General features: G+C 74.8%; 19 protein-coding genes. 3 read left to right on the top strand and 16 right to left on the bottom strand.

Going from position 1 to position 21,501, the window contains the following annotated elements; all coding sequences use genetic code 11:
* Positions 1-3: 3 nt before the first annotated feature.
* Together ACI794_RS15765 and ACI794_RS15760 are read right to left on the bottom strand one after the other, a co-directional pair.
* The gene (locus tag ACI794_RS15765; RefSeq protein ID WP_456616822.1) at positions 4-726 is read right to left on the bottom strand and encodes a hypothetical protein; all 723 of its coding nucleotides are present in this window, start codon (positions 724-726) and stop codon (positions 4-6) included.
* A gap of 73 nt (positions 727-799) precedes the next feature.
* A complete protein-coding gene (locus ACI794_RS15760) occupies positions 800-1,912 on the bottom strand; it encodes an ABC transporter ATP-binding protein (protein ID WP_456616821.1) in 1,113 nt (370 codons plus the stop codon).
* Between the two features lie 354 nt (positions 1,913-2,266).
* Here ACI794_RS15760 and ACI794_RS15755 point away from each other — a divergent pair, with 354 nt between their 5' ends.
* The 3 genes from ACI794_RS15755 (at position 2,267) to ACI794_RS15745 (ending at position 5,666) form a co-directional block, all read left to right on the top strand.
* Positions 2,267-3,637 (top strand): ABC transporter substrate-binding protein, encoded by a 1,371-nt coding sequence (locus ACI794_RS15755; protein ID WP_456580874.1) that lies wholly within the window; start codon positions 2,267-2,269, stop codon positions 3,635-3,637.
* Positions 3,638-3,759: 122 nt separating this feature from the next.
* Entirely contained in the window at positions 3,760-4,749 is a 990-nt protein-coding gene (locus ACI794_RS15750) for a carbohydrate ABC transporter permease (protein ID WP_456601878.1), read from the top strand.
* Complete coding sequence (locus ACI794_RS15745; protein WP_456601877.1) at positions 4,746-5,666, top strand: carbohydrate ABC transporter permease; 921 nt, start codon at positions 4,746-4,748, stop codon at positions 5,664-5,666. Before ACI794_RS15750 ends, ACI794_RS15745 begins: the two co-directional genes overlap by 4 nt.
* A 110-nt stretch (positions 5,667-5,776) precedes the next feature.
* On the opposite strand, the gene wag31 is transcribed toward ACI794_RS15745, so the two are convergent.
* From wag31 to ACI794_RS15675, 14 genes are all read right to left on the bottom strand, one after another.
* The gene (gene wag31, locus ACI794_RS15740; RefSeq protein ID WP_456616820.1) at positions 5,777-6,511 is read right to left on the bottom strand and encodes a DivIVA-like cell division protein Wag31; all 735 of its coding nucleotides are present in this window, start codon (positions 6,509-6,511) and stop codon (positions 5,777-5,779) included.
* A 99-nt stretch (positions 6,512-6,610) separates the two neighbouring features.
* Positions 6,611-6,898 (bottom strand): YggT family protein, encoded by a 288-nt coding sequence (locus ACI794_RS15735; protein WP_456580878.1) that lies wholly within the window; start codon positions 6,896-6,898, stop codon positions 6,611-6,613.
* A 51-nt stretch (positions 6,899-6,949) separates the two neighbouring features.
* Entirely contained in the window at positions 6,950-7,660 is a 711-nt protein-coding gene (locus ACI794_RS15730) for a cell division protein SepF (protein WP_456601875.1), read from the bottom strand.
* A gap of 25 nt (positions 7,661-7,685) precedes the next feature.
* A complete protein-coding gene (locus tag ACI794_RS15725) occupies positions 7,686-8,486 on the bottom strand; it encodes a YggS family pyridoxal phosphate-dependent enzyme (protein ID WP_456616819.1) in 801 nt (266 codons plus the stop codon).
* Between the two features lie 91 nt (positions 8,487-8,577).
* Entirely contained in the window at positions 8,578-9,309 is a 732-nt protein-coding gene (gene pgeF / locus ACI794_RS15720) for a peptidoglycan editing factor PgeF (RefSeq protein ID WP_456601873.1), read from the bottom strand.
* Between the two features lie 96 nt (positions 9,310-9,405).
* On the bottom strand, positions 9,406-10,710 hold the full coding sequence (gene ftsZ / locus ACI794_RS15715) for a cell division protein FtsZ (RefSeq protein WP_456601872.1): 1,305 nt from the start codon (positions 10,708-10,710) through the stop codon (positions 9,406-9,408).
* 372 nt (positions 10,711-11,082) lie between these two features.
* Entirely contained in the window at positions 11,083-11,898 is an 816-nt protein-coding gene (locus ACI794_RS15710) for a cell division protein FtsQ/DivIB (RefSeq protein WP_456601871.1), read from the bottom strand.
* Entirely contained in the window at positions 11,895-13,355 is a 1,461-nt protein-coding gene (gene murC / locus ACI794_RS15705; protein WP_456601870.1) for a UDP-N-acetylmuramate--L-alanine ligase, read from the bottom strand. The genes ACI794_RS15710 and murC overlap by 4 nt, the downstream gene beginning before the upstream one ends.
* Positions 13,352-14,449, bottom strand: a complete 1,098-nt coding sequence (gene murG, locus ACI794_RS15700) for an undecaprenyldiphospho-muramoylpentapeptide beta-N-acetylglucosaminyltransferase (protein WP_456616818.1) — start codon at positions 14,447-14,449, stop codon at positions 13,352-13,354. Before murG ends, murC begins: the two co-directional genes overlap by 4 nt.
* Positions 14,446-15,978 (bottom strand): putative lipid II flippase FtsW, encoded by a 1,533-nt coding sequence (gene ftsW, locus ACI794_RS15695; protein ID WP_456616817.1) that lies wholly within the window; start codon positions 15,976-15,978, stop codon positions 14,446-14,448. The genes murG and ftsW overlap by 4 nt, the downstream gene beginning before the upstream one ends.
* Positions 15,975-17,417: a UDP-N-acetylmuramoyl-L-alanine--D-glutamate ligase gene (gene murD / locus ACI794_RS15690; RefSeq protein WP_456616816.1), complete on the bottom strand. Its 1,443-nt coding sequence runs from the start codon at positions 17,415-17,417 to the stop codon at positions 15,975-15,977. The genes ftsW and murD overlap by 4 nt, the downstream gene beginning before the upstream one ends.
* Entirely contained in the window at positions 17,414-18,493 is a 1,080-nt protein-coding gene (gene mraY / locus ACI794_RS15685; protein WP_456580888.1) for a phospho-N-acetylmuramoyl-pentapeptide-transferase, read from the bottom strand. The genes murD and mraY overlap by 4 nt, the downstream gene beginning before the upstream one ends.
* Entirely contained in the window at positions 18,490-19,881 is a 1,392-nt protein-coding gene (locus tag ACI794_RS15680; protein ID WP_456616815.1) for a UDP-N-acetylmuramoyl-tripeptide--D-alanyl-D-alanine ligase, read from the bottom strand. Before ACI794_RS15680 ends, mraY begins: the two co-directional genes overlap by 4 nt.
* Complete coding sequence (locus ACI794_RS15675; protein WP_456616814.1) at positions 19,878-21,434, bottom strand: UDP-N-acetylmuramoyl-L-alanyl-D-glutamate--2,6-diaminopimelate ligase; 1,557 nt, start codon at positions 21,432-21,434, stop codon at positions 19,878-19,880. The genes ACI794_RS15680 and ACI794_RS15675 overlap by 4 nt, the downstream gene beginning before the upstream one ends.
* Positions 21,435-21,501 lie beyond the last annotated feature (67 nt).

Genomic DNA, 21,501 nt, shown 5'->3' with positions numbered 1-21,501 from the left:
GGCTCAGGCGCCCCGGGCCTTGCGGGCGCGGGCCCGGTCGGCGAGCTGGCGGTCGGGCCGGCACGCGCCGCACGGGGTGAACCCGTCGGTGCGCGCCTCGTCCAGCGGCAGGGGGATCGGCTCGTGGCCCTGCAGGTGCACGCAGCCGGGCACGTGGTAGCGCGGGTGCTCGTCGACCACCAGCACCTCGTCGGTGAGGTCCACGATGATCAGCAGGTCGGTGACCTCGACCTCCTCGACCGGGGGCTCCCCCAGCTCACGCAGCTCCCGCGGCCGGCCCACCGCGGCGTGACCGCCCGTCGGAGGCCCAGCCGGCGCGGCCGGGTGCTCGACCGGCGGTGCCGGGGCCGGCTCGGCGGTCGACGGGGCCGGCTCGGCGGTCGACGGGGTCGGCTCGGCGGTCGGCGGGGTCGCCGGGGGGACGGCGGTCGCGCCGGTCGCCAGGTCCGGCCCGGTCGCCGCCGGCCCGGCGTCGGGCGTGGTCGCGGGGGTCGCCGGGGCGGCGGGCACGCCCGTGGCCGCCGCCGAGGCGGTGGCCCCCGCGGCCGCGCCGCCCGCCGGCTCCCCGGCGCGCGCCGCGATCTGCCGGCGGGCCACGACCAGGACGGCCGCGGCGACCACGCACGCCCCGACGCAGGCCCAGTACAGCGCCGTCGTGCCGGTGAGCAGCCCGCCCACGAAGAGACCGAGGCCCAGCAGCACGAGCAGCGCGGCGATCACGATCACAGGGGGGACTGTAGGGCGCGCCGCGCCGCACCCGCCCCTCGGACGCCCGCGCCGCTCGGGAGCGGCGCGGGGGTCAGACCGGGGTCTCGGTGACCCGCAGCCCCGTCTCCGCGGAGAAGAGGTGGGCCTCCCCCGGCCGGATGGCCGCGTGCACGACCTCGCCCTTCGCCGGTGGGCGACGGGGGTCGGCGCGCAGCACGATCTGCTTCTGGTCGTCGAGCCCCTCCACCGCGGTGGCCGGCCGGCCGTAGGCGAACGCGTCGGAGCCGAGCTCCTCCACGATGAGGACCTCGACGGGGATGCCCTGACCCGCGGCGACGAACTCGACGGACTCCGGCCGGAACCCCAGGGTGGCGGTGGTGCCGCCCTCGCGGGCGATGGTGGAGAGCGCCTCGCGCGGCAGCGGGACCGCCTGCCCGCCGACCTGCGCCCCACCGTCGGTCAGCGTCACCGGGACCAGGTTCATCGCCGGCGAGCCGATGAAGCCGGCGACGAACACGTTCGCCGGCCTGTCGTAGAGGTTGCGGGGCGTGTCGACCTGCTGCAGCACCCCCTCGCTGAGCACGGCGACCCGGTCGCCCATCGTCATGGCCTCGACCTGGTCGTGGGTGACGTACACCGTCGTCACCCCGAGCCGGCGCTGCAGGGCGGCGATCTCGGTGCGGGTCTGCACGCGCAGCTTGGCGTCGAGGTTGGACAGCGGCTCGTCCATCAGGAAGACCTGGGGCTGGCGCACGATGGCCCGGCCCATCGCGACCCGCTGCCGCTGGCCGCCGGAGAGCGCCTTGGGCTTGCGGTCGAGATAGGGCTCGAGGTCGAGGATGCGGGCGGCCTCCTGGACGCGGCTCGCCCGCTCCTCCTTGGAGACGCCGGCGATCTTGAGGGCGAACCCCATGTTCTCGGCGACCGTCATGTGCGGGTAGAGCGCGTAGTTCTGGAACACCATGGCGATGTCCCTGTCCTTCGGCGGCAGGTGGGTCACGTCCCGCTCACCCACGCAGATCCGGCCGTCGGTGACCTCTTCCAGGCCGGCGAGCATCCGCAGCGACGTCGACTTGCCGCAGCCGGACGGGCCGACCAGCACGAGGAACTCGCCGTCGGCGATCTGCAGGTCCAGCGCGTCGACCGACGGGCGGGTCGCCCCCGGGTAGACGAGCGTGGCGTGGTCGAACGTGATGGCGGCCATGGGTCCCTTCCTGCGCCGAACGGTGCCGTCACTGTGGCACGGCGGTGGCCGCCTGGACCACCACGGCGCCGACGACGTGCCCGACCGGGTCACCGGGCGGCGGACGGGACGTCCCCCGATCGTGGGTCGGCGGCGAGCCGCCGTGGGAGCGCTCCCATATGCTCCGCGGCGCGCAGTCACCCGGACGTGCACAACCGCTCGGATCCTGCACAACTGTTACGGCAACGTTGCCGCAGGGGGTCTTCCGCGCGGCTAACCTCGCCGCACGGATGTGACGGGCCGGGCCCTGGACCGGGTGCCGAGCTCGCAGTCACACGATGCGGCGACGGAGCCGCAGGACTTTGGAGGGACCACATGAGCAAGCGCGCGAGAGGCCGCGGGGCAGCGGCAGTGGCCGGCGGGCTGGGGCTGACGCTCCTGCTCACCGGGTGCGGCGCGGACCAGGTCGACGGCGGTGGCGGCGGCGCGGCGGCCGCCGACACGGAGATCGACTGCGCGCCCTACGAGGAGTTCGGCGACCTGGAGGGCGAGACGGTCTCCGTCTACACCTCGATCGTCGACCCCGAGGACCAGCCGCACATCGACTCGTACGTGCCCTTCGAGGAGTGCACCGGCGTCGACGTCCAGTACGAGGGCTCCCGCGAGTTCGAGGCGCAGCTCGTCGTCCGCACCCAGAGCGGCAACGCCCCCGACATCGCCTTCATCCCGCAGCCGGGTCTGCTGGCCAACCTCGTCCGCTCCGGCGACGTCGTGGCCGCCCCGGAGCAGACCGAGGCGAACGTCGACGAGTACTGGGACGAGAGCTGGAAGGAGTACGGCAGCGTCGACGGCGAGTTCTACGCCGCGCCGCTGGGCGCCAACGCCAAGTCCTTCGTCTGGTACTCGCCCGCGGCGTTCGAGGAGGCCGGCTACGAGGTCCCGCAGACCTGGGACGAGATGATCGCCCTCTCCGAGGAGATCGCCGCCACCGGCGCCAAGCCGTGGTGCGCGGGCATCGGCTCCGGTGACGCCACCGGCTGGCCGGCCACCGACTGGCTCGAGGACGTCGTCCTCCGCACCGCCGGCCCCGAGGTCTACGACCAGTGGGTCAACCACGAGATCCCGTTCAACGACCCCCAGATCGTCGAGGCGCTGAACACCGTCGGCGAGATCCTCAAGAACCCCGAGTTCGTCAACGGCGGCCTCGGCGAGGTGCAGTCGATCGCGTCCACCGAGTTCGGTGACGCCGGTCTGCCCATCCTCGACGGCAGCTGCTGGATGCACCGCCAGGCGTCCTTCTACCAGGCCAACTGGCCGGAGGGCACCGAGGTCGGCCCGGACGGCGACGTCTTCGCCTTCCCGCTGCCGCCCATCGAGGGCGAGTCCGCGCCCGTCCTCGGGGGCGGCGAGTTCACCGCGGCGTTCAACGACGACCCGGCCACCCAGGCGTTCCAGACCTACCTCTCCTCCCCGGAGTGGGCCAACATCAAGGCCCAGGTCTCCGGCCCGGGCTGGGTCAGCGCCAACACCGGCCTGGACGTCGAGAACCTGGAGTCCCCGGTGGACCAGCTCTCCGCCGAGCTGTTCCAGGACCCGGAGTCGGTGTTCCGGTTCGACGGCTCGGACCTCATGCCGGCCGAGATCGGCGCCGGTCGCCTGTGGACCGAGCTGACCAACTGGATCGCCAACGACAAGCCCACCGAGGCCGTCCTCACCGACGTCGAGCAGGCCTGGCCGGCGTCCTGACCTCGCGGTCGTGAGACCGGGCGCCCGGCAGCCGCACGGCTGACCGGACGCCCTCACCCCGGATGCCGGGGGACGGCTGCGGCCGTCCCCCGGCATCCACCGTCGGAAGGAGGTGACCACCGGTGGAGTGGTTCCTGGAGGCGAACACCGCAGGGCACAAGATCGCGTTGATGGTGGTCGCCATCCTGCTGTTCGCCGTCGTGATGGGCGCGATCCTGTTCGCCGTGGACCGGCCCAAGCGGGTACCCACCTGGGTGGTCGTCGCCGGTTTCCTCGGCCCCACGTTCCTCCTGCTGCTGGTCGGCCTGGTGTACCCCGCGCTGGAGACCGTGCGGGGCTCGTTCTACAACCGGGACGGCTCGGAGTTCGTCGGCCTGGAGAACTACGCGACGGTCTTCACCGAGGACAACTTCCAGACCGTCCTGGTCAACACCGTGCTCTGGGTGCTCGTGGTCCCCGTCGTCACCACCACCCTCGGGCTGGTCTACGCCTACCTGGTCGACCGCACCCGCTTCGAGTCCCTGGCCAAGGCGCTGATCTTCCTGCCCATGGCGATCTCCATGGTGGCGGCCGGCGTCATCTGGAAGTTCGTCTACGAGTTCCGCCCCGACCAGCCGGGGGTGAACCAGATCGGCCTGCTGAACCAGCTTCTGGTCTCGTTGGGCTTCGAGCCCCAGCAGTTCCTGCTGACCGCGCCCGCGAACACCTTCTTCCTCATCGTCGTGATGATCTGGATCCAGGCCGGGTTCGCCATGACGGTGCTCTCCGCGGCGATCAAGGCGATCCCCGACGACATCGTCGAGGCGGCGCGGCTCGACGGCGTCGGTGGCCTGCAGATGTTCCGCTACGTCACCGTGCCCAGCATCCGCCCGGCCCTCGTGGTCGTGCTCACCACGATCGCGATCGTCACGCTCAAGGTCTTCGACGTCGTGCGGACGATGACCGGCGGCAACTTCGGCACCAGCGTCGTGGCCAACGAGTTCTACACGCAGGCCTTCCGCCAGTTCAACTTCGGCCTCGGCGCCGCCCTGGCGGTGCTGCTCTTCCTGCTGGTCATCCCGATCATCGCCTACAACGTCCGCCAGCTGCGCCTGGCCGAGGAGGTCCGATGACCACCACGACCCCCGTCATGGCCCCGGTACCCGGGGAGGTGGACACCCGCGGGCGGACGCACACCCGTGCGGCCCGGGCCAAGAAGCGGCTCACCTCCCCGGCCGCGTCGATGATCGCGATCGTCATCGCCGTCCTCTGGACCGTGCCGATCCTGGGCCTGCTGGTCACCTCCTTCCGGCCGGAGCTCGACATCCGCCGCTCCGGCTGGTGGACGGCGTTCACGAACCCGGAGTTCACCCTCGACAACTACAACCAGGTCCTCTACGGCGGCACCGACTTCGCGTCGCTGTTCGTCAACTCGCTGGTCATCACCCTGCCGGCGGTGGTCATCCCGATCACCCTGGCCCTGCTGGCGGCCTACGCGTTCGCCTGGGTGCAGTTCAAGGGCCGCAACATCCTGTTCGTCGCCGTCTTCTCGCTGCAGGTCGTCCCGATCCAGGTGACGCTGATCCCGCTGCTGAGCCTGTACGTCGACGGCGGGCTGGCCGGGTCGTTCTGGACCATCTGGCTGTCGCACGCGATCTTCGCCCTGCCCCTGGCGATCTTCCTGCTGCACAACTTCATGAAGGAGATCCCGCCCTCGCTCGTCGAGGCCGCCCGCATGGACGGCGCGGGGCACGTGAAGATCTTCTTCCAGGTGCTGCTGCCGCTGCTCACCCCGGCCATCGCGGCGTTCGCCGTCTTCCAGTTCCTGTGGGTGTGGAACGACCTGCTCGTCGCCCTCACCTTCGCCGGTGGGGCACAGGACGTCGCCCCGCTCACCGTGCGGCTGGCCGACATGGTGGGCACCCGCGGGTCGGACTGGTACCTGCTCGCGGCGGGCGCGTTCGTCTCCATCATCCTGCCGCTGATCGTGTTCCTGGCGCTGCAGCGCTACTTCGTGCGCGGCCTGCTCGCCGGGAGCGTCAAGGGGTGAAGGACCTCCTGCTCCCCGGCACTCGCACGCTGGCACCGGGCCCCTGAACGAGGCCGTTCCAGCACGAAGGCCCCGGACCGAGAGGTCCGGGGCCTTCGTGGTGCGCCGGCTCAGGCGCTGGCGTGCTGGTTCTGCCGGCCGGCGGCGGCGGGCTCGGCCGAGCCGCGGCTGTCCAGGTCGCGCAGGTGCGACTCGAGGTAGGACCGCAGCCGGGTGCGGTACTCGCGCTCGAACGTGCGCAGCTCCTCGATCTTCCGCTCCAGGCTGGTGCGCTTCTCCTCCAGGCCGCCCATGACCTCGACGTGCCGGCGCTCGGCGTCCTGGTCGAGCGCGGCGGCCTTGGCGCGGGCCTCGCGCTCCATCGTCTCGGCGCGCGTGCGCGCGTCACCGATCATGGAGTCCGCGCGGTGCTTGGCCTCGGCGACCATCTGCTCGCTCTTGGCCCGCGCCTCGGACATCAGGCGCTCGCTGTTGGTCTTGGCGCCGGAGAGCATCTGCTCGGACTGCGTCTTCGCCTCGTTGACGTACCGGTCGGCCGTCTCGGTGGCCAGCGCCAGCATCCGGGAGGCACGGGCGCTGTCGTCCTCCCGGGGCTGGACCGGCGGCGCGGGCGCGGCCTGCGGCGCCGGTGCCGGGGCGGGGGCCGGCGGCTCGGGCCGCTCCTCGGCACGCGCGCCGGCGCGGCCGACGCTGGAGCGCAGCTCGTTGTTCTCCTCGATCAGGCGGGCCAGCTCGGCCTCCACCACGTCGAGGAAGGCGTCGACCTCGTCCTCGTCGTAGCCCCGCTTGCCGATGGGCGGCTTCTTGAAGACGACGTTGTGCACGTCGGCAGGCGTGAGTGGCATCTTCAGGTCACCTCAGGTCGGACGGCGGGAACAGGGGCGTCGTGGGGCGGCGACGGAACGCCACCGTCCCACGGCTCTGGACCCCAGGGGCTTCAGCGGTCATGCGAGTGCGAGCGTGATGTTCCGGAGGACCACCACGGCGATCAGCAGCACCATAAACCCGAGGTCCAGTCGGATGGACCCCAGGTTCAACGGCGGGATGACCTTCCGCACGGCCTTCAGCGGTGGATCGGTGGTCGAGTAGACGATCTCCAGACCGGCCGCGACCGCGCCCGACGGACGCCAGCTGCGCGCCAGCACCATCACCCAGTCGACGACGAACCGCGCGAAGAGCAGCACGAGGAAGACGAGCAGCACCGACGAGACGATCTGCCAGAAAAGAGACACGGGCCCCGCTCGATCAGGGCACCACCGGGTGCCGACTCCACTGCGCGCCGCTCAGGACTTCTGGGAGAACCCGCCCTCGCGGATCTTCGCCTTGTCCTCAGCGGTGACGGCGACGTCCTGCGGACTGAGCAGGAACACCTTCGCCGTGACGCGCTCGATACTACCGCGCAGTCCGAAGCTCAGTCCCGCAGCGAAGTCGACGAGGCGCTTGGCGTCGGCGTCGTCCATCTCGGTCAGGTTCATGATGACCGGCATGCCGTCGCGGAACCGCTCACCGATGGTGCGCGCCTCGTTGTAGGTGCGCGGGTGGAGCGTGACGACCTGGTAGCTCTTGGCCACGGGTGCGGGTGCCGCCTCTGGCTCGGGTTCGGGGGCCACGACCGGCTCGCGCACGGCCAGGCCGGCCGCGGCGACGGGGCCGCTGGTGGTGCTCAGGACACGGGAGCCGGTCGACCCGGCAGCCGCGCCGGTCGGCGCGAGGCCGAGCGGGCGGGCCTGGACCCGGCGCACCGACAGGGGCTCGGGGTCACGGGCGGCGGGCACCTCGGCGACCTCGTCGTCGGCGTACTCGTCGTCGGCGTAGTCGTCGGCGTAGCCGCGGTCGGCGAAGTTCTCGCCGTAGCGGTCCTGGTCGTAGCGGCCGTAGCGACGGTCGTGCTCGAGCTCGTCCGACGGGCGGGCGTCGTACCGGCCGTAGCCACGGAGATCGTCGTCCTCGACGAGCCCCAGGTAGATCCCCATCCTCCGCATGGCTCCGGCCATCGGACCTCCCCCTCTGCTGGTGTCCTCAGCGTCGCGTCTGCACGGTCGTCGTCACGTCGCCCCCGTCCGCCCGGTGCTCGCGCGGCTCGTGTGACTGCTGTGACTCGCGTGGCTGGTGTTCCTCGAACTCACCGCAGGGTAGGGGGCGCGCGCCGAACAGCGCGGTTCCGACACGCACGATCGTCGCGCCCGCCGCGACCGCCTCCTCGAGGTCCCCGCTCATGCCCGCGGAGATCTCGACCGCCCCGGGGTGGTCGGCGCGCAGCCGCTCGGCCACCCGCGCCAGCCGGTCGAAGGCGGGCCCCGCCTGCTCGCCCCGCGGCGCGACGGCCATGACGCCGCGCAGCCGCAGCCCGGCCGCCGCGGCCACCACGTCGGCGAGCGCGGGGACCTCCTCCGGCGTCGCCCCGCCGCGCGCGGCGGCCTCCCCCTCGGGCCCGCCGAGGTCGACCTGGACGAGCACGTCGACCGGGCGGCCCGCCTCCTGGCCGGCGCGGTCCAGCGTGGCGGCGAGGGGCGCGCGGTCCAGGGAGTGCACGACGGCGCCGGTGCGGGCCACGGCGGCGGCCTTGTTCCGCTGCAGCTGGCCGACGAAGTGCCAGCGCACGCCGGCGTCGGCGAGCTCCCCCGCCTTGCCCAGGAGCTCCTGGACCCGGTTCTCACCGAAGTCGCGCTGCCCCAGCGCGGCGAGCACGCGGACATCGGCGGCGGGCCAGGTCTTGCTGACCGCGAGCAGCTGCACCGTCGCGGGGTCGCGCCCGGCGGCCCGCGCGGCCCGGTCGATGCGGGCGCGGACGGCGCGCAGGTTCTCGGCGAGCGGGCTCACGACCTGGATCGTCCCCCCTGGTGACGGGCCGGAACAACCACCCTCCAGGCCCCCGCGCCGGGCCTGCGAGGTGCCGGGGGAAGGGTGGCCCTCACTCGAGCCAGACGAGGCCCGCCTGACGGCCGGTGACGCCGTCACGGCGGTGGGAGAAGAGGGTGCGGTCCTCGACGGTGCAGCGCGGGTCCTGGACGACCTCCGGGATGCCGGCGCGACGGAGGACGTCCTCGACACCGGCCCGCAGGTCCAGGCCCGGCGTACCGGCCCGGGTGGTCACCGCGGCGGCCGGCGCCTCCCGCGCCACCTCGCGCTGCATCTCCCCGGGGACCTCGTAGCAGGCTCCGCAGACGGCGGGGCCCAGCAACGCGGTCACGTTCCGCGCGCGGGCGCCCAGGCTCGCCATGGCCGACAGCGCCGCCGGCAGCACGCCCTGGCGAACTCCTTCGCGGCCGGCGTGGACGGCGGCGACGACACCGGTCTCGTGGTCGGCCAGCAGGACGGGCACGCAGTCGGCGGCCAGCACGGCCAGCACCAGGCCCGGGGTCGCGGTGACCAGCGCATCGGTCCCGGGGACGGGCCCGGCCTGCGGCCCGTCGACGACCGCGACGCCGGTGCCGTGCACCTGGTCCATCCAGACCAGGCGGTCCTCCCCCACGCCGAGCTCCCGCGCCACGCGGGCCCGGTTCGCGGCGACGTCGGCGGGGTCGTCACCGACGTGGGAGCCCAGGTTGAAGGAGTCGTAGGGGGAACGGGAACGGCCGCCCCGCCGGTCGGTGACGACCCTGCGAGGTCGCACCGCCGACGGAGCGGCCGGATTCGTATGCATCGGGCGTCAGACTACGGCCTGGCGAGCCCGCGGAACGGCCCTGCTGCAGGACCCCGCCCTGAGCCCGCGACGGGCGGGGTCCTGCAGCAGGGTCCTTCAGCCCTTGAGGAACTCGGGGATGTCCAGCTCTTCCTCGAAGTCCTCGTTCGACAGGGGCCGGCGGCCGTTGGTCGACGAGCCCTGGATGGGCGGCAGCGGGGGCACCGTGAGACCGCCCCCGGTACCCGGTCGCCCACCCGAGGCCGACGGGGCCTGCTGCGCGAGCCGCTCCCCCGTCACCGGCTGAGCCGCCGGCGCCGGGGCGGGAGCCGGTGCGGCCGCCGGCGGCGGCGTGGTGGCGACCGGGGGTGCGGCCACCGGACGCCGGTGCGCGGCGAACGGCGAGGCGGCCCCGGTGGAGACCGGCGGCTGCGGCGACCCGGTGGTCGCAGCGCCGTCCTTGCGCGTGTTGGGCCGTCCGCCGTCGAAGCCGGCGGCGATGACGGTCACCCGCACCTCGTCACCCAGGGCGTCGTCGATGACGGCACCGAAGATGATGTTGGCGTCGGGGTGCGCCGCGTCCGAGACCAGCGAGGCGGCCTCGTTGATCTCGAACAGCCCCAGGTCCGACCCACCGGAGATCGACAGCAGCACGCCGTGGGCGCCCTCCATCGAGGCCTCCAGCAGCGGGCTGGCGATCGCCTGCTCGGCGGCGAGCAGCGCGCGGTTGTCGCCGCGCGCGCTGCCGATGCCCATCAGCGCCGACCCCGCCCCGGACATGACCGACTTGACGTCGGCGAAGTCCAGGTTGATCAGGCCGGGCGTGGTGATCAGGTCGGTGATGCCCTGGACACCGCTCAGCAGCACCTGGTCGGCGGTGCGGAAGGCATCCATGACGCTGACGTTCCGGTCGCCCAGCTGCAGCAGCCGGTCGTTCGGGATGACGATGAGCGTGTCGCACTCGTTGCGCAGCTCCTCGATGCCCGACTCGGCCTGCACCGCGCGCCGCTTGCCCTCGAAGGAGAAAGGACGGGTGACGACGCCGATGGTCAGCGCGCCCAGCTTGCGGGCGATCGAGGCCACGACGGGCGCGCCGCCGGTACCGGTGCCACCACCCTCGCCCGCGGTCACGAAGACCATGTCGGCGCCCTTGAGCACCTCCTCGATCTCCTCGCGGTGGTCCTCGGCGGCCTGCCGGCCGACGTCGGGCTGCGCGCCGGCACCGAGCCCGCGCGTGAGCTCGCGGCCGACGTCGAGCTTGACGTCGGCGTCGCTCATCAGCAGCGCCTGGGCATCGGTGTTGATCGCGATGAACTCGACCCCCTTGAGGCCGACTTCGATCATGCGGTTGACCGCGTTCACCCCGCCGCCGCCGATGCCGACGACCTTGATGACCGCTAGATAGTTGTGCGGAGGTGTCATGCGGCGCTCCCCAACTGGACCCTCATCCTCAAGTTCAGCCTTACAGTTATGTCAACTCGGTCGACGTGGATGAAGTTAGGTGCGCGCCGAGAGGCGCTACAAGCACCCTCACGGGGTCGGCGTGTCGGTGGGCCCGGATCGCACCAGACCCGGACGACCCTTTGGTCACATCCGCACCACTGACCGTGACGACTCGCCTCGGAAACGTCTCATCCCGTGATGCAGGGACGGCCGCAGCGGGTGCGAAGAAAGATCTGCGGCCGGAGCGCGTGTCGGGCGTGTCGCGGCGACCGGCGTGTCCGGGCGACCACTTCCCCGAGCCGGTCCGCACGCGTGCGGCCACGGTCCGCCACCGGGGCGGGTGCGCCGGGGTCAGCGCAGGACGACGGCGTCGGGGGCGCTGACGTCGATGAGCCCGGCCGGCTCCAGCTCCCCGCCGGCGATCCGGTCGAGCAGGGCGACGAGGACCTCGCCCTTGGTGGCCGACTCCTCTGCGCCGCCCCACACCACCTCGGTGCCGTCGGCCATGGTGAGCGTGATCGACTGCGGTCCGGGCGCGGCGACCTCGACGACGTCCTCGCGCAGCGGCCCGGGCAGGGCGCGGATGGCGGCGAGCCCGGCCAGGGTGGCCGGGTCGTCCGGCGCCGGGTCGTCGACGGTCAGCGGCACCACTCCGCGCGGCGCGCTCCCGGTGACGGTGTCGAACAGGATCCCCTCGGCGTCGACCAGCGACCGCCGGCCGGGCGGGCCGACGACCGCGACGGGCACGCGCTCGGCGACGGTGATCACGATCCGGTCGGGCCACCCCCGGGCCGCCTGCACGTCGCGGACCTGCGGCAGCCGGGCCACCCGCTGCTCCACCGCCCCGAGGTCGACGCGCAGCAGGGGCACCCCCTCGGGCACCTGCGCGACCTCCAGCACCCCGTCGGGCGTCAGGGTCGCCGTCCCGTCGACCTGCACGGTGCGGACGGCGAGCCACGGGCCGAGCCAGAGCAACCAGGAGATCCCCGCGACGACGGTCAGCGCGGCCGCGGCCTGGAGGACGCGCCGGTGGCGGCTGCGGCGCCGGGGCGGGCGGCGGTCGGGCAGGGGGGCGACCCGGGCACCCCGGCGGTCGGCGGCGCGGCGCTCGGCCGGACCGCGGGTGCGGCGGGTGCGGTCGCTCGTGGTGCTGCCGGTGCGGTTCACCGTCCGGCGTCCGCCGCGTCGTCCCTCCCGGCCGGACCCTCCGCGGCGCGCAGCGCGTCGAGCACCTCGGGACCCACCATGGAGACGTCGCCGGCCCCCATCGTCATCACCAGGTCGCCCGGACGGGCGCGCGCGGCCAGCGCCGGCCCGGCGGCTGACCAGGACGGTTCGAAGTGCACGTGCTCGGCGGGCAGCGGGACGGCGTCGGCCACCATCGCGCCGGTGACCCCGGGCACGGGGTCCTCCCGCGCGCCGTAGACGTCCATGACCACGACCTCGTCGGCGAGGCCCAGCGCCGCGCCGAAACCCTCGGCGAACTCCTGGGTCCGGCTGTAGAGGTGCGGCTGGAAGGCGACGACGAGCCGACCGTCGCCCGCCACCGCACGGGCCGCGCGCAGCTGCGCGGCGACCTCGGTGGGGTGGTGGGCGTAGTCGTCGTAGACCCGCACCCCGCCGGCGGTCCCCTTGAGCTCGAACCGCCGGTGCACCCCGCCGAACCGCGCCAGCCCGTCCACCAGACCGCGCGCGGGCAGCCCGAGCTCCAGCCCGGCGAGCAGCGCCGCCGCGCTGTTGCGCGCCATGTGCTCACCCGGCACCCGGATCTGCACCCGGCCGAGCACGGCGCCGTCCAGCACCGCCGTGTAGGCCGTGTGCTCGCGGCCCACCTCGAGGTCGAGCAGCCGCAGGTCGGCGTCCGCGGCGGTGCCGTAGGTGCGCACCCGTGCGGGGCCGGGGACCGACGCGAGCCGCGCGGCGCCCGGGTCGTCGGCGCAGAGGACCACGAAGCCGGCGGGGTCCACGGTCTGCAGGAACCGGTCGAACGCCGCCTCCACGGCAGCGAGGTCGCCGTAGTTGTCGAGGTGGTCGGCCTCGACGTTGGTGACGATGCCGGCGAAGGGGGAGAGCAGGAGGAAGGAGCGGTCGCTCTCGTCGGCCTCGGCGACGAAGACGTCGCCCTCCCCCGCGTGGGCGTTGCTGCCGGACTCGTTGAGGTTGCCGCCGATCGCGAAGGAGGCGTCGACGCCGCACGCCTGGACGGCGACGGTGAGCATCGAGGTGGTCGAGGTCTTCCCGTGCGTGCCCGCCACCGCGATGCTGCGCCGCCCGGCCATCACCGCGGCCAGGGCGACGGCGCGCGGCAGCACGCGCAGCCCGCGCTCCCGGGCGGCGACGAGCTCGGGGTTGTCGGCCCGGATCGCCGTGGAGACCACCACGGTGTCGGCCTCCCCCACGTGCGCGCCGTCGTGGCCGACCTCGACCCGCGCACCCAGGGCGCGCAGCGCCAGCAGCGTGGGCCCGTCCCGCCGGTCGGAGCCCGACACCGGCACGCCGCGGGCGAGAAGGATGCGCGCGATCCCGCTCATGCCCGCCCCACCGATGCCGATGAAGTGCACGGCTCCCAGCTCCGGCAGGGAGGGCACCGGACCGGTCCAGTCGGCGACCGCCTGCGCGCTCACGACCCCGTCACCTCGCAGACGATGTCGGCCAGCCGTTCGTCGGCGTCCGGGACGCCGGCCGCGGCGGCGTGCCGGGCCAGGCCGGCCAGCGCCGCGGGGTCGGTGAGCAGCGGCAGGAGGGTGTCGCTGATCCAGGCGGCGTCGAGGTCGGCGTCCTCCACCAGGAGCCCCCCGCCGGCCTCGATCACCGGCAGGGCGTTCCGCCGCTGCTCGCCGTTGCCGATCGGCAGCGGGACGAACGCGGCCGGCAGGCCCACGGCCGAGAGCTCGGCCACGGTCACCGCCCCCGACCGGCACAGCGCCAGGTCGGCGGCGGCGTAGGCGAGGTCCATCCGCTCCAGGTAGTCGACGACGACGTACGGCGCCTGCCCGGCCGCGCGGGCCGGGACGGCGACGTCGGTGTTCTTCGGCCCCCGGGCGTGCAGCACCTGCACCCCCGCCTCGGTCAGCGCGCCGGCGGCGGCGACGGCAGCGCGGTTCAGCGACGCCGCCCCCTGGGACCCGCCGAAGACCAGCAGGGTCGGCCGGTCGGGGTCCAGACCGAACTCCGCCCGGGCCTCGGCCCGGCGGGCGGCCCGGTCCAGGGTGGAGATGGCCCGGCGCAGCGGCATGCCGACGTGCTCGCCGCGGTGCAGGGGCGTGCCGGGCGAGGTGACCGCCACGCGGGCGGCGAGGCGGGCGCCGACGCGGTTGGCCAGCCCCGGCAGCGCGTTCTGCTCGTGCACGACGGTCGGGATCCCCGCCCGCCGCGCGGCGAGGTAGGCCGGCAGCGCGACGTAGCCACCGAAGCCCACCACCACGTCGGCGGCGACGTCGTCGAGCACCGCGCGGGTCTCCGACACCGACCGGCGCACCCGGCCGGGCACCCGGAGCAGGTCGGGCGTGGGCGTGCGGGGCAGCGGCACGGGCGGGATGAGCCGCAGGTCGTAGCCGCGCGCGGGGACGAGCCGGGTCTCCATGCCGCGGGCGGTGCCCAGGCAGGTCAGCCGCAGCGCGGGGTCGCGGCGGCGGAGCGCGTCAGCCAGGGCGAGCATCGGCTCGATGTGCCCACCGGTTCCGCCACCGGCCAGCACGACCGACCGGACCGCGCTCATCGCCCACCCTCCGGACGACCGCGCGGGACGACCGGCCGCTGCCGGGGAGCGGCGGTGCGCGCCGGCTCGCGCAGGGGCGTGGCGGCACGGGAGACCGGCCGGGGCCGCGCCGGGGCCGCGCCACGCGTCGCCGGGGCGGGCGCCGGGGACCGGCGGGGCTGGGCGCCGCGGGCGTGCAGCAGGGTGCGGGCACCCCCGACCACGGGGCGCTCGGGGACGTCGTCGGCCGGGGACCGCCTCGGCCGCACCTGGTCGACGGCCACGGTCGGGGCGGGGGCGAGCAGCCGGGCGAGGCGGCCGCGCTCGGCGGTCCGCAACGCCTCGATGGCGGCGGGCTCGGAGCGGGCGAACCGGGCCAGCAGCCCGACGATGAAGAGGGTGAGGACCAGCGAGGTACCCCCCGCCGAGATCAGCGGGAGGGTCACGCCGGTCACCGGGAGCAGGCCCACCACGTACCCCATGTTCATGGTCGCCTGGCCGATGAGCCACACGGTGATCGCGACGCAGGCGAGCTGGACGAACCGGTCGGCCGAGCGCCGGGCGATGCGGAAGCCGGCGTAGGCGAGGACGCCGTAGAGGGTGACGACCACCAGGCAGCCGAGGAAGCCCAGCTCCTCGCCGATGATCGCGAAGATGTAGTCGGACTCCGCCTCCGGCAGGATGTTCCACTTCATCTTGCTGTTGCCCAGGCCGACCCCCCAGAGGCCGCCCGTCGCCAGGGCGTACATGCCGCGGATCGCCTGGAACCCGGTGTGGTCGGGGTCGGCGAACGGGTCGAGGAACGCGGTGATCCGCGCCATCCGGTACGGGGCCGCCCAGACCATGGCGACCATCGCCGCGATCGCGACGGCCGCGAACGCGCCGAACCAGCGCATCGGCATCCCGCCGGCCCACAGCAGGCCGACGAGCACCAGGCCCAGGCTCACCACCCCGCCGAAGTCGGGCTCGAGGATGAGCAGGAAGGACAGCAGGGCGAAGACCGGGAGCACCGGGACCAGCAGCGACCTCGTCGTCAGGTAGCGCTCGCGCAGGGCGATGACGTGCGCGCCCCAGAGCGCGAAGACCAGCTTCCCCGCCTCGGAGGGCTGGAAGTCGGTGACGCCCAGCGGGATCCACTGCCGGGCCCCGTTGCGCTCCAGGCCGATGCCCGGGACGAGCACCAGCACCAGCAGGCCGATCACCACGAGCAGCGCGATGGGCGACCAGCGCCGCACCAGGCCCACCGGCAGCCGCATCGCGAGCACCATCGCGCCCAGGCCGATGCAGGCAAGGACCAGCTGCTTGACGCCGGGGGCCCACGCCGGTTCGTCGGCCAGCGCCGCCTCGATCGAGGAGGCGGAGAAGACCATGACCAGCCCGATGAGCAGCAGCAGTCCGGCGGCGCCGAGCACCAGGTGGCAGCTGGTCAGCGGGCCGTCGAGCCACGCGGGACCGGCCCACCGGCGCGGCGGCGGGGTGCGGGGAGCCGTCGGGCGGGTGCGGCCGCGGGTGGGGCGCGCCTCGCGCAGCGGCCGCTCGGTGGTGGTCACCGCCGGGCCCCCAGCGCCCGCACCGCGTCGGCGAACGCGCGGCCGCGGTGGCCGTAGTCCCGGAAGACGTCCATCGAGGCGGCGGCCGGGGCCAGCAGCACCGTGTCCCCCGGCTGCGCGAGCCCGGCGGCGGCGGCGACGACCCGGGTCATCGTCTCCTCTCCCGTCACACCGGTCCCGTCCATCCCGCCATGGTGGCCGCTCGGGACCTCCACGACCGGCACCGACGGGGCGTGTCGCGCCAGCGAACGGGCCACGACGGCGCGGTCGCGGCCGAGCAGGACGACGCCGGCGAGCCGGGGGGCGACCGCGGCGACGAGGGGATCGACGTCGGCGCCCTTGAGCAGCCCGCCGGCGATCCAGACCACCCGCGGGTACGCCGCGAGCGAGGCCCCGGCCGCGTGCGGGTTGGTCGCCTTGCTGTCGTCGACGTAGTCCACGCCGTGGACCGTGGCGACGAGGGCGTTGCGGTGGGCCCCACCGGTGAACGCGGCCAGTCCCCGGGCGATCGCCTCCGCCGGCACCCCGGCGGCGCGGGCGAGGGCCGCGGCGGCCAGCGCGTTGACGGTGTTGTGCGGGCCCGGGACCGGCATCGCCGAGCGCTCCAGGAGCCGCTCCCCCGCCGGGTCGTCGGCGAACGCGCGGTCGACCAGGGCGCCGCCGCGCACGCCGAGCTGGCCGGGGGCGGGCTCGCCGAGGGTCACCGTCACCGGCCGCGGGTGCGCCGCGACGAGCGCGGCGGCGACCGGGTCTCCCGCGTCCCCGACGGCGACCGGGGCGCGCTCGAGGATGCGGGCCTTCGCGTCGCGGTAGGCGGTGAAGGAGCCGTGCCAGTCGGTGTGGTCGTCGGCGACGTTCAGCACCGCCGCGGCCGCCGGCGCGAGCGAGGAGGACCAGTGCAGCTGGAAGCTGGAGAGCTCGACGGCGACGACGTCGTAGGACGGCGTGCCGTCCTCCTCCCGGGCGGTGACCACCTCGACGAGGGGCCGGCCGACGTTGCCGGCGGCGACCGCGCGGCGGCCGGCCGCCCGCAGGATGGCCTCGAGCATCGTGACCGTCGTCGTCTTGCCGTTGGTCCCCGTGACCGCCAGCCAGGGTGCGGGGACGCCGTCCGGGCCGGGGATGCGCAGCCGCCACGCCAGCTCGGGCTCGCCGACCACCTCCACCCCGCGGGCCGCGGCGTCGACCAGCAGCGGCTCGTCGGGGCGCCAGCCCGGGGAGGTGACGACGAGGTCGACGCCCTCGGGCAGCGTCTCGGTGGCCCCGAGCCACTCCGCCCCCGCGCCGGTGAGCTCGTCGACCGCCCCCGGCCGGGCGGCGTCGGCGAGCAGGACCCGGGCGCCGGAGGCCAGCAGCACCCGGGCGGCGGCCGCCCCGGAGATCCCGAGCCCGGCGACGAGGACGGTGCGGCCGGCGACGGGCGAGGAGGGGGCGCTCACAGGCCCACGAAGCTGAGCCAGTCGGCGTAGAACAGGCCGAGACCGAACGCCACCGCCATCCCGGTGACCAGCCAGAACCGCACGATGACGGTGTTCTCCGTCCAGCCGGCGAGCTCGAAGTGGTGGTGCAGCGGCGCCATGCGGAACACCCGGCGGCGGGTCGCGCGGAAGAACGCCACCTGGATGATCACCGACAGCGTCACCGCCACGAACAGGCCGCCCAGGACCACCAGCAGCAGCTCGGTGCGGGTCACGATCGCCAGACCCGAGAGCAGGCCGCCGAGCGCGAGCGAGCCGGTGTCGCCCATGAAGATCCGCGCCGGGCTGGTGTTCCACCACAGGAAGCCCAGGCACGCGCCCATGCCCGCCGCGGCCACGAGGGTGACGTCGAGCGGGTCGCGGACGGTGTAGCAGCCCTCGATCAGCTCGTTGGCGCAGTCGTGGGTGAACTGCCAGAACGAGATGACGATGTAGGAGGCGAGCACCATCGCCGACGCACCGGCGGCCAGCCCGTCCAGGCCGTCGGTGAGGTTCACCGCGTTGGAGAACCCGGCGATGAACAGGTAGGCGAGGATCACGAACGCGATCGGGCCGAGGGTCATCGGCGCGATGTCGCGGACGTAGGAGACGACGGTGGAGGCGGGCTCCACGCCGTCGGCGTTCGGGAAGTTGATCGCCAGGACGGCGAAGGTGACGCCGACGACGAGCTGGCCGACCAGCTTCGCGGTCTTGTTCAGGCCCAGGCTGCGGCGGTGCCGGATCTTGAGGTAGTCGTCGAGGAAGCCGACCGTGCCCATGCCGACCATGAGGAACAGCAGCAGCAGGCCGGTGGCGCTGAACCCCCACCCGGACTCGCCGACGAACACCAGGTGCGCGGCCAGGTAGCCGAGCACGGTGGCGCCGACGATGACGGTGCCGCCCATCGTGGGCGTGCCCTTCTTCGAGAGGTGGCTCTCGGGGCCGTCGTCGCGGATCTCCTGGCCCAGGCCCTGCCGGCGGAACGCGCGGATGGCCAGCGGGGTGAGGAGGATCGAGACGATCAGGCCGACCGCCGCGGCGATCAGGACGCTCCTCACTGCGCGGCACCGCCCAGCAGGTCGGCCGCGAGGAGCTCCAGGCCGTGGGCCCGGCTGGCCTTCACGAGGACGACGTCACCCGGTCGCAGCACCTCCGACAGCAGCGCAAGGGCAGCGGCCCGGTCCGGCACGTGCACCGACTCCTCTCCTGCGCCCCGCCCCGCGGCGGTCGCACCTCCCGCTATGCCTACCGCATCCGCGCCGACGGCCACGACCAGGTCGACCCCGGCGGCGACCGCGTCGCGGCCCAGCCGCTCGTGCTCCGCGGCGGCGTCGGGGCCGAGCTCGGCCATGCCGCCGAGCACGGCGATGCGCCGGGTCCCGGCCAGCCCGGCGAGCGCGGCGAGCGCGGCCCGCATCGACTCGGGGTTGGCGTTGTAGGCGTCGTTGACGACGGTCACCCCGTCGGCGCGCCGGTCGATCTCCATGCGCCAGCGGCTGCGGGGCTCGGCCTCCGAGAGCGCCGCGGCGACGGCGCCCGCGCCCAGGCCCACCGCCAGCGCGGCGCCGGCGGCCGACAGCGCGTTGGCCACCTGGTGCTCGCCGACGACCCGCAGCGCCACCGGGTGGCGCTCACCGCCGGCGACGAGGGTGAAGCGCGCGCGGGCAGCCTCGTCCATCGCGACGTCGACGGCCCGGACGGCGGCCTGCTCCGAGCGCCCCGTGGTGAGCACCCGGGCGCCCGTGCGGCCGGCCATGCCCAGCACCCGGGCGTCGTCGGCGTTGAGCACGGCGGTGCCGTCGGCGGGCAGCGCCTCCACGAGCTCGCCCTTGGCCCGGGCGATGCCGTCGGCGCTGCCGAACTCGCCCAGGTGGGCCGAGCCGACGTTGAGGACGACGCCGACCTCGGGGCGGGCCACCCGGCACAGGCGGGCGATGTGCCCCGGCCCGCGGGCGCCCATCTCCAGGACGAGGAACCGGGTGCCGGCGTCGGCGGAGAGCACGGTCAGCGGCAGGCCGATGTCGTTGTTGTAGGAACCCGGCGGGCTGACCGTGGGCCCGTGCGCGGCGAGCACCTGCCCCAGGAGGTCCTTGGTCGAGGTCTTGCCCGAGGAGCCGGTGATCGCCAGGGTGCGCACGCCCGCGGCGGTCAGCCGCGCGTGGACCCCGGCGGCCAGCCGGCCCAGCGCGGCCACCGGGTCGTCGACGACGACGCACGGCAGCGCCGGGTCGGGTCGGGTGGCCAGCGCGGCCACCGCGCCGGCGCCCGCTGCCGCCCCGAGGAAGTCGTGGCCGTCGACCCGCTCCCCCGCCACGGCGACGAAGAGGTCCCCGGCGGCGACCGCCCGCGAGTCGAGGGTGACCTTCCCGGTGACCGCGCCCTCGGGCGCGCCGGCGAGCCGACCCCCGGCCAGCGCGGCGACCTCGGTCAGCGACAGGCGGATCATGCCCGTGTCCCCGACGCGGCGAGCACCTCGCGCAGCTGCGCCCGGTCGTCGAAGGGGTGCACCGTGCCGGCCACCTCCTGGCCCGTCTCGTGGCCCTTGCCGGCCACCAGGAGGGTGTCCCCGGCGCGGGCGAGCTCCACGGCGGCGGTCAGCGCGGCGCGGCGGTCCCCGACCTCCAGCACCTCCGCACGCCGGTCTCCCGGCACGTCCCGGGCGCCGGCGAGCACCGCGGCCCGGATGGCGGCGGGGTCCTCGGAGCGGGGGTTGTCGTCGGTGACGACGAGCACGTCGCTGCCCTCGGCGGCCACCCGGCCCATCTCGGGGCGCTTGCCGGGGTCCCGGTCGCCGCCGCACCCGAGGACGGTGATCAGCCGTCCGGGGGTGGCCTCGCGCAGGGCGGCGAGCGCCGTCCGCACGGCGTCGGGGGTGTGCGCGTAGTCGACGACGGCGACGAACGGCTGCCCCGTGTCCACGGGCTCCATGCGCCCCGGGACGACGGTCTCGGCCAGGCCGGCGACGGCGTCCTCGACGGCGACGCCGACGGCGTCCAGCAGCGCCACGGCCAGGACGGCGTTGGCCACGTTGAACCGCCCGGGCAGCCGGACGCGCGCCGGCCAGGTGCGCCCGCCCGGCCCGTGCAGCGTGAAGGTCGAGCCGCCACCGGGCGCCGTCGCGACGTCCGAGACGGTCCAGTCGGCCGCCGCACCCTCGCTGCCGGCGACGGTGACCGGGCGGGGGCGGCCGGGCCGCCCGGCGAGCCGGCGGCCGTGCGCGTCGTCGACGTCGACGACCTCGACTGCGGCGCGGCCGTCGAAGAGCAGCGCCTTGGCCTGGAAGTAGTCCTCCATGTCGCGGTGGAAGTCCAGGTGGTCCCGGCCCAGGTTGGTGAAGCCGGCCGCGGCGAAGCGCACGCCGCCCACCCGGCCCATCACCAGGGCGTGGCTGGAGACCTCCATGACGACGGCACCGACCCCGGCGTCGGCCATGCCCGCGAGCAGCGCGTGCAGCGCGGGCGCCTCCGGGGTGGTGCGGACGCTGGGCAGGGCGGTGACGGTGCCGTCCGCGGCGCGGGTGCGGGTCTGGACCGTGCCGATCAGGCCGGTGCTGCGGCCGGCGGCGGCCAGCCCGGCCTCGACCAGGTAGCTCGTCGTCGTCTTGCCGTTGGTGCCGGTGATGCCCAGGACGGTGAGCCGGCGGCTCGGCTCCCCGTAGACGCGGTCGGCGACCGCCCCGAGCACCTGCCGGGGCTCCTCGACGACGCAGACCGGCAGCCCCGTGGCCAGCGCGTCGGCCCGGCCGGTGGGGTCGGTCAGCAGGGCGACCGCCCCGCGGGCCGCCGCGTCGGCGGCGAAGCGGACGCCGTGGGTCCGGGCGCCGGGGAGGGCGGCGTACAGGAAGCCCGGCCCCACCTCACCGGAGGCGAGGGTGACCCCGGAGACGGCGACGTCGGTGCCGGGGCCCTCGGCCGGGCCGATGAGGTCGGCAAGCTCGGCGAGGGGCAGCGGGCGGTTCCCCGTCGGCCGCGGGGCCGTCCCGGGGTCGGTCGGGGTCACGGGGCTCCAATCTACCGGCGGTGGATGTCCGCACGACGTCACCGCGCCCAGGCGCCGCGGCGGGGCC

It is taken from the genome of Blastococcus sp. SYSU DS0541, assembly GCF_054050875.1.
The sequence above is the reverse complement of the archived record's forward strand: the minus strand, read 5'-3'. Positions and strand labels throughout refer to the sequence as shown.